This is a genomic window from Ensifer sp. 1H6, assembly GCF_001976035.1.
Lineage (GTDB): Bacteria > Pseudomonadota > Alphaproteobacteria > Rhizobiales > Rhizobiaceae > Ensifer > Ensifer canadensis.
Map to the genome: position 1 here is coordinate 1 of NZ_MOAI01000086.1, position 1033 is coordinate 1033.

The 1033-nt window shown below is 59.4% G+C and carries 1 protein-coding gene; it reads left to right on the forward strand.

Annotation, left to right across the window (positions count from 1 at the left end):
• Positions 1–83 precede the first annotated feature (83 nt).
• The coding region (locus BKP54_RS34770) for an IS110 family transposase (RefSeq protein ID WP_084815716.1) at positions 84–1033 on the forward strand (950 nt) is incomplete at its 3' end.

The window sequence follows — 1033 nt, forward strand, 5'->3', positions numbered from 1 at the left end:
TGATGATCGAGGGACAGTCACGCTTCCGGCCTTTCGGCTTACCTTATTGGGGTTTCGAAGATCTCAACAAGGGAGTTGGAAGCATGACTGCCTCTTATGATTACCATATCGGCGTCGACTACCACAAATCCTATAGTCATCTGGTGGTGCAGGACAGCAGCGGCAAGACGCTCAGATCGGGCCGGGTGAAGAACGATCGCCAGTCGCTCGGTGGGTTTCTCGAACGCTACCGCGAGAACTCGCATGCCGTGGTCGAGGCGACGCGCAACTGGATGGTGATGTACGACTGGCTCGACGACATTTGCGATGATGTCGTTCTCGCCCATCCCTTGAAGGTCAAGGCGATTGCCGACGCCAAGATCAAGACCGACAAGATCGATGCGACGGTGCTCGCGCATCTGCTCAGGGCCGACCTGGTGCCGGAGGCCTGGGCGCCCAGCGAACGAGCAAGAGACCTGCGCGTCGCCCTGCGCGAGCGGATGTTTTACGTGCGGCTGCGCACGATGACGAAGAACCGCATTGTCACGGTGTTTGATCGCTATCCGGAGCAGACGGCACAGCTGAAGAAGCTCGGGGATCTGTTTGGCAAGGCCGGCCGCGTCCAGCTGGCGCAAGTCAACGTCTCGGAGATCGACCGCATCCAGATCGACCGTGGCCTCGCCTTCATCGGCGACATTGACGTGCGGATCAAGCAGTCGGAAGCAACGATCCGGGCGATGACCAAGGCCAATGCCAACGTCAAGCTGTTGAAGACGATCCCCGGCATCGGCGAGTTCTTCGCCCGGCTGATCGACGCGGAGATTGACGATGTATCCCGCTTTCGCAATCCGAAGAAGCTCGCCGCCTATGCCGGACTGGTGCCCTCGACCTATTCCTCCGGCGGCAAGACCTTTCACGGCAAGATCATCAAGCAGGGCAACAAGTGGCTGCGCTGGGCTTTCGTCGAAGCCGTCACCCCCGCCATCGCCAGCGATGCGCAACTTCATGACCAGTACGAGCATCTGAAGATCAGAGGAACCAACAAGGCGCGTGT